Origin of the sequence: Streptomyces sp. NPDC088400, assembly GCF_044753355.1 — a bacterium.
Lineage (GTDB): Bacteria > Actinomycetota > Actinomycetes > Streptomycetales > Streptomycetaceae > Streptomyces.
In genome coordinates this window covers 283,814-290,401 of the sequence record NZ_JBIVMZ010000012.1, presented here as the reverse complement: position 1 = coordinate 290,401, position 6,588 = coordinate 283,814, and the positions used below count along the sequence as shown (strand labels likewise).

General features: G+C 66.6%; 6 protein-coding genes. All 6 read left to right on the top strand.

What is annotated here, in order from left to right:
• The first annotated feature begins 206 nt into the window (after nt 1-206).
• The 6 genes from ACIQD6_RS28190 to ACIQD6_RS28165 all read left to right on the top strand — a co-directional run bounded on the left by ACIQD6_RS28190 (nt 207) and on the right by ACIQD6_RS28165 (nt 6,584).
• The gene (locus tag ACIQD6_RS28190) at nt 207-815 is read left to right on the top strand and encodes a CDP-alcohol phosphatidyltransferase family protein (protein ID WP_401887501.1); all 609 of its coding nucleotides are present in this window, start codon (nt 207-209) and stop codon (nt 813-815) included.
• A gap of 112 nt (nt 816-927) precedes the next feature.
• The gene (locus ACIQD6_RS28185; protein ID WP_401887499.1) at nt 928-3,423 is read left to right on the top strand and encodes a sugar phosphate nucleotidyltransferase; all 2,496 of its coding nucleotides are present in this window, start codon (nt 928-930) and stop codon (nt 3,421-3,423) included.
• 114 nt (nt 3,424-3,537) lie between these two features.
• Entirely contained in the window at nt 3,538-4,467 is a 930-nt protein-coding gene (locus ACIQD6_RS28180; RefSeq protein ID WP_401887497.1) for a DUF881 domain-containing protein, read from the top strand.
• Entirely contained in the window at nt 4,464-4,796 is a 333-nt protein-coding gene (locus ACIQD6_RS28175) for a small basic family protein (RefSeq protein ID WP_023543062.1), read from the top strand. Before ACIQD6_RS28180 ends, ACIQD6_RS28175 begins: the two co-directional genes overlap by 4 nt.
• A 5-nt stretch (nt 4,797-4,801) precedes the next feature.
• Nucleotides 4,802-5,614, top strand: a complete 813-nt coding sequence (locus ACIQD6_RS28170) for a DUF881 domain-containing protein (RefSeq protein ID WP_401887495.1) — start codon at nt 4,802-4,804, stop codon at nt 5,612-5,614.
• Between the two features lie 148 nt (nt 5,615-5,762).
• Complete coding sequence (locus tag ACIQD6_RS28165) at nt 5,763-6,584, top strand: FHA domain-containing protein (RefSeq protein WP_401887533.1); 822 nt, start codon at nt 5,763-5,765, stop codon at nt 6,582-6,584.
• The last annotated feature ends 4 nt before the right edge of the window (nt 6,585-6,588 follow it).

Sequence of the window (6,588 nt, the reverse complement as noted above, 5' to 3'; positions counted from 1 at the left end):
TGGTACTGCAGGGGGGACCCTGTGGGAGAGTAGGACGCCGCCGAACAATTATTGTGGGAATGCCCCGCACCAGTCATGGTGCGGGGCATTCCTGCATTCACGACCGATTTTCAGGAGATGTCCGGTTACCCCCTTGCGTCCGGGTGACGATGCTGAGGGTAAGGTCAGGAGGCATCGTTGGCATTTTCCACACAGGAGGCCCCCGGGTGGAGGTCCAGGAGACTCGCGTTCAGACGGACCGGGTGCTCACCATCCCCAACATTCTCAGCATGGCCCGCCTCGTCGGCGTCCCCCTCTTCCTGTGGCTGATCCTTCGCCCCGAGTTCGGGGGGCCCAACAGCGACGGCTGGGCCCTGCTGGTGCTGATGCTGAGCGGTGTCAGCGACTATCTCGACGGCAAGCTCGCGCGCAAGTGGAACCAGATCAGCAGCCTGGGGCGGTTCCTGGACCCGGCCGCGGACCGGCTCTACATCCTGTCCACCCTCGTCGGGCTCACCTGGCGGGAGATCCTGCCGCTCTGGCTCACCGCGGCCCTGTTGGCCCGGGATCTGGTGCTTCTGGTGATGGTGGCAATCCTCCGGCGGTACGGCTATCCGCCTCCCCAGGTGAACTTCCTCGGGAAGGCGGCTACCTTCAACTTGATGTACGCCTTCCCGCTTCTGCTCCTCAGTGACGGAAGTGGATGGCTTGCGTCACTCGCCGAAGTTTTCGGATGGGCGTTCGCAGGATGGGGTACAACTCTGTATTGGTGGGCAGGAATCCTGTATGTGGTCCAGGTCCGCCGGCTCGTCAAAGCGGACACCGTGGCCGATTGAGCTCGTCGCAGTGGTGCCATGCAGAGTCGCTGGTCCACACCTGACGCCAAGGGGCCGCTGTCCGGACGGGTGAAGTCGGCGAGACCGTCTCTTCAAGGAGGACGCTTCCGACATGAAGGCCGTCGTGATGGCCGGTGGCGAAGGTACTCGACTTCGTCCCATGACCTCTAGCATGCCCAAGCCGCTCCTGCCGGTCGTAAATCGGCCGATCATGGAGCACGTGCTACGGCTGCTCAAGCGCCATGGGCTCAGCGAGACCGTCGTAACCGTGCAATTCCTCGCCTCTCTCGTCAAGAATTATTTCGGCGACGGCGAAGAGCTCGACATGGAGCTCACCTACGCCAACGAGGAGAAGCCGCTCGGCACCGCAGGGAGTGTGAAGAACGCTGAGGAAGCTCTCAAGGACGACACCTTCCTCGTCATTTCCGGTGACGCTCTCACCGACTTCGACCTGACCGATCTCATCGCTTTCCACAAGGAGAAGGGCGCACTCGTCACGGTGTGCCTGACTCGTGTGCCGAATCCGCTGGAATTCGGTATCACCATCGTGGACGAGGAAGGGAAGGTCGAGCGCTTCCTGGAGAAGCCCACGTGGGGCCAGGTCTTCTCGGACACCGTGAACACGGGCATCTATGTGATGGAGCCCGAAGTCTTCGACTACGTCGAGGCGGATGTCTCGGTGGACTGGTCCGGTGACGTCTTCCCTCAGCTCATGAAGGAGGGCAAGCCGGTCTACGGCTATATCGCCGAGGGCTACTGGGAGGACGTAGGCACGCACGAGAGCTACGTCAAGGCCCAGGCGGATGTGCTCGAAGGCAAAGTCGATGTCGATATCGACGGCTTCGAGATCTCACCCGGTGTCTGGGTGGCCGAGGGCGCCGAAGTCCATCCCGACGCCGTTCTTCGGGGCCCGCTGTACATCGGCGACTACGCCAAGGTCGAAGCCGACGCCGAGATTCGCGAACACACCGTCGTCGGATCCAATGTGGTCGTCAAGACCGGTGCGTTCCTCCACCGAGCCGTCGTCCACGACAACGTCTACATCGGCCAGCACAGCAACCTCCGCGGCTGCGTGGTCGGCAAGAACACCGACATCATGCGCGCGTGCCGGATCGAGGACGGCGCGGTCATCGGCGACGAGTGTCTCGTCGGCGAGGAATCGATCATCCAGGGCAATGTGCGGGTCTACCCGTTCAAGACCATCGAGGCCGGCGCCTTCGTCAACACCTCGGTGATCTGGGAATCCAGAGGCCAGGCACACCTCTTCGGAGCCCGTGGTGTCTCCGGCATCCTGAACGTCGAGATCACGCCGGAAGTGGCGGTGCGGCTGGCAGGCGCGTACGCCACGACACTGAAGAAGGGGTCCACCGTCACCACGGCGCGTGACCATTCGCGTGGCGCCCGCGCGCTCAAGCGGGCCGTGATCTCCTCGCTCCAGTCCAGCGCCATCGACGTACGGGACCTGGAGAATGTGCCGCTGCCCGTAGCCCGGCAGCAGACGGCTCGCGGCAGCGCCGGCGGCATCATGATCCGTACCAGCCCGGGTGTGCCCGACTCCGTCGACATCATGTTCTTCGACGAACGGGGCGCCGACCTTTCGCAAGCCGGTCAGCGCAAGCTGGACCGGGTGTACGCGCGGCAGGAGTACCGCCGTGCCTTCCCCGGAGAGATCGGGGATCTGCACTTCCCCGCCAGCGTCTTCGACTCGTACACCGGCTCGCTGCTCCGCAATGTCAACACGACAGGAATCGCGGATGCCGGGCTCAAGGTCGTGGTCGACGCGTCCAACGGCAGCGCGGGCCTCGTGCTGCCGAGTCTGCTGGGCCGGCTCGGTGTCGATTCGTTGACCATCAACCCGGGCCTGGACGAGTCCCGGCCGACCGAGACGGCCGAATCACGCCGGTCCGGACTGGTCAGGCTCGGCGAGATCGTCGCCTCCGCGCGTGCCGCGTTCGGCGTCCGGTTCGACCCCGTCGGCGAACGGCTGTCGCTCGTCGACGAGCGGGGCCGCATCATCGAGGACGACCGGGCCCTGCTCGTGATGCTCGATCTGGTCGCGGCCGAGCGGCGCAGCGGGCGGGTGGCGCTGCCCGTGACCACGACGAGGATCGCCGAGCAAGTCGCGGCGTACCACGGGACACAGGTGGAGTGGACGACCACGTCGCCGGACGATCTGACCCGGGTGGGCCGGGAGGATTCCACGATCTTCGGCGGTGACGGGCGCGGAGCCTTCATCGTGCCGGAGTTCAGCAGCGTCCTCGACGGTACGGCCGCCTTTGTGCGGCTGATCGGTCTGGTGGCCCGTACGCAGCTCACTTTGAGCCAGATCGACGCCCGGATCCCGAGCGCCCATGTGCTGCGGCGGGATCTGGCGACCCCCTGGGCCGTCAAGGGCCTGGTGATGCGCAGCGTCGTGGAAGCGGCCGGGGACCGGCAGGTGGACACGACCGACGGCGTACGGGTGGTGGAGGCCGACGGCCGGTGGGTGATGGTGCTTCCGGACCCCGCGGAGGCCGTCACCCATCTGTGGGCGGAAGGACCTGACGACGCGTCCGCCCAGGAGCTCCTCGACGAGTGGTCGGCCGTCGTGGACAGCGCCGGTCATTAGGGCGTGTTGCGAAAGTAGCCCCGACCGGTGTGCCGTACGGCGTCTCGTGCCGCAGTACGGCACACCGGTGGGGCCATTCGGCGGTAAGGTCCCCGACGTGCGACGATGTGCGGCATGTCGCAGCAGCCCCCCAACCGGAGTACCGCCTCTCCGCCGCCGCGTCCCGATGCGTCGATGTCGCTGCTGAACAATGTGATGGACCACAGTCTCGACGAGGGGTACGCGGAGGCCGCGGCCCGCAGGGACGCCGAGGAAGGCGGGCTCCCGCGTACGCTCCGGGCGAAGCTCGGACTCGCGGCGGGACTGGTACTGGCCGCCCTGGTGGTCACGGTCGGTGCGGCCCAGGCGAGGATCTCCGCCCCGGTCGTGGCGAAGGAGCGCGAGGAGCTCATCGACCGGATCAACTCGGAGAGCACCACGGCCGATTCGTTGGAACGAACGGTCGAGAAGCTCCGTACCGAGGTCGGTGAGCGTCAGCGCGCGGCCCTGCGGCAGCACGGCGGCGACCAGGGCGAGTTGGTCGCTCTGCTCTCCGGAGCGACGCCCGTGCACGGCCCGGGCGTGAAGCTGGTCGTCGACGACGCCAAGAACTCCGAATCGGATGGCGGCGGACCGCGCGAGAGCAGTAGCTTCTCCGATACGGGCCGGGTGCGCGACCGGGACATGCAGCGCGTCGTCAACGGCCTCTGGGAGTCGGGCGCGGAAGCGATCGCGATCAATGGACAGCGACTGACCTCACTGTCGGCGATCCGGGCCGCGGGCGACGCCATACTGGTCGACAACAGGCCACTGGTGCCGCCGTACACGGTGCTCGCGGTGGGGGACGGGAAAAAGCTGAGCACCGCATTCCAGGACAGCGCCGACGGCCAGTATCTGCACTCCTTGCAGGAGAGCTTCGGCGTCCGTACCAGCATTTCCGAGCAGGAAGAGGTGCGTCTGCCGGCCGCGCCGAGCCTGATCGTACGTACAGCAGAGCCGAAGGCCACCGACGCCGGCAAGGGCAACGGGCAGAGCACGGCCGACAGTGGGAAGGGCACATCGTGATCGCCGTACTGGGCCTCGTCGTGGGAGTCGTGGTCGGACTGTTGGTCCGGCCCGAAGTACCGGCGGTGGTCGAGCCTTATCTGCCGATCGCCGTCGTCGCGGCTCTCGACGCGGTCTTCGGTGGCCTGCGGGCCATGCTCGACGGAATCTTCGTCGACAAGGTGTTCGTCGTCTCCTTCCTGTCGAACGTCGTGGTGGCCGCGCTTATCGTCTTCCTGGGCGACAAGCTGGGCGTGGGAGCGCAGTTGTCCACCGGTGTGGTCGTCGTGTTCGGTATCCGTATCTTCTCCAACGCTGCCGCGATCCGTCGGCACGTATTCCGGGCGTGAGGCCGATGAGCAACGGAGAGACGCCCAGGAACGAGGACGGCAACGCGGACGGACCGGAGAACACGCCGCCCACCTCGCCGGAGCCGGAGCCCCAACAGCTCACCGGACGCCAGCGGTTGGCGGCGGGCCTGTGGCCGCCGCGTGTCACGCGGGCTCAACTCGTCGTCGCCCTGCTGCTGTTCGTGCTCGGTCTCGGGCTCGCCATCCAGGTACGGTCCAATAACGACGACAGCGCCCTGCGAGGCGCCCGTCAGGAGGATCTTGTGCGGATCCTCGATGAACTGGACGACCGTACTCAGCGTCTTGAGGACGAGAAGCAGCGTCTCGACGCTCAGCGCACCGAGCTGGAGACCAGCTCGGACCAGGCGGAGGAGGCGCGTAAGCAGACGAAGGAGAAGGAGCAGCAGTTGGGGATCCTGGCCGGCACGGTCGCGGCGCAGGGGCCCGGTATCACGCTGACCGTCAACGACCCGAACGGCACGGTCGAGCCGGACATGCTGCTCGATACGGTGCAGGAGCTGCGGGCGGCGGGCGCCGAGGCCATCCAGGTCAATGACGTCCGGGTCGTCGCGAATACGTACTTCTCGGGTACGGGCGGTGACCTCCGGGTCGACGGCAAGGCGGTCAAGGCGCCGTACCAGTTCAAGGTCATCGGTAAGCCGCAGGATCTGGAGCCCGCCCTGAACATTCCGGGCGGGGTGGTCCAGACGTTGGAGAAGGAGCAGGCCACGGCCACGGTGGCGCGGGCTGAGAAGATCATCGTGAATGCCTTGCGACCGGTGAAGCGGCCTGGCTACGCTCGGTCGTCATCGCAGTGAGGCGGGGGCGCATGGCAGCCGCCGGACGCGGGCATGAGGTTGCGGGGGGTCGCCGCACAAAGAGTGTGGTGTGTGGTGGAAACTGTCCGGTGGATACGGACGTTGTCAAGATGTCCGGGTCGGCAGGTGTGTTCATTCAGGGTTCGTCCTGCCCCACGGGCGGGTCTGTATCGGTCAAGGGGAATCGCCCGTGAAGTTGTTTGGGAAGTTGTTCGGCAAGAGTGCGCGTGAGGACAGTGGCGGCTCCGCCCGCCATCGCGCGTCGCGTCATGGCGGGAGCGAAGAGCCGGGTGGCGAGCGTCCGCTCTTCCGTGACCAGGTGGGTGGTGAGGCCCCCGGCGCGTCGTCTGTTGACCCTGCCGGTCCCGGCCGCATAGGTTTCGGGGATTCATCTGCCCCTGGGGGGCAGCCGCGGCAGGAGGACTCGTCTATGTCGGCCTTGCCGGTTTGTACGAGGTGTGGGCACCGCAATGCGGAGGCCAGCCGGTTCTGCTCCAACTGTGGTGCGCCGCTGCGCGGCGGGGTGCCCCCGGAGCGTGCTTCGGAGACGACCTCGACGATCTCCATCTCGGGCATCGAGGCGTACGACTCCGAGGTAACCGGCCAGACGTCCCTTCCGTCGCTCACGCCGGAGGCGCAGGCCGCCGTCGACGCGCTGCCGCTCGGATCGGCGCTTCTGGTCGTGCGCCGCGGTCCGAATTCGGGCAGCCGCTTCCTGCTGGACGGCGAGCTGACCACGGCCGGCCGTCATCCGGAGAGCGACATCTTCCTGGACGACGTGACCGTGTCGCGCCGCCACGTGGAGTTCCGCAGGGGCGCGGACGGCCACTTCACGGTCTCGGACGTGGGCAGCCTGAACGGTACGTACGTCAATCGTGAGCGGATCGATTCGGTCCTGCTGGCGAACGGCGACGAGGTCCAGATCGGGAAGTACCGGCTGGTCTTCTACGCGAGCCAGCGGGGCGTGTGACCCT